The organism is Halomonas sp. 72 (assembly GCF_052379785.1).
GTDB classification, from domain to species: Bacteria; Pseudomonadota; Gammaproteobacteria; order Pseudomonadales; family Halomonadaceae; genus Vreelandella; species Vreelandella citrativorans.
In genome coordinates, this window is sequence record NZ_JBQSYY010000066.1 from 1 (window position 1) to 284 (window position 284).

1 protein-coding gene is annotated in these 284 nt (G+C 50.0%); it reads right to left on the bottom strand.

Annotated elements, in window-relative coordinates; genetic code table 11:
* Positions 1 to 33: 33 nt before the first annotated feature.
* Positions 34 to 284 (bottom strand): transposase (locus ACT3T6_RS17750; protein ID WP_444625983.1); only part of this gene is annotated, 251 nt, incomplete at its 5' end.

Here is a 284-nt window from a genome sequence, read left to right on the forward strand (position 1 = left end):
GAGGGTGTTCAAAACTTTGTGTCAGTTTGGTCATTATAGGTCGATATGACCGTCCAGGCGTTTTGGGAAATGTATCGCCATTTGCGACAGCGTCAGGTTCCAATTTTGCACAGGGTGAGTCCAGCGTTCAGAGGCCTTGAGAATACCCGCATACAGCAGTTTCAACAGGCTATTTTCGTTGGCAAACCCACCCTTGGTCTTGGTGAGTTTTCGGAACTGCCGGTGCACGGCTTCAACGGCGTTAGTCGTGTAGACAGCTTTACGCACATAGTCGGGGTACTTGA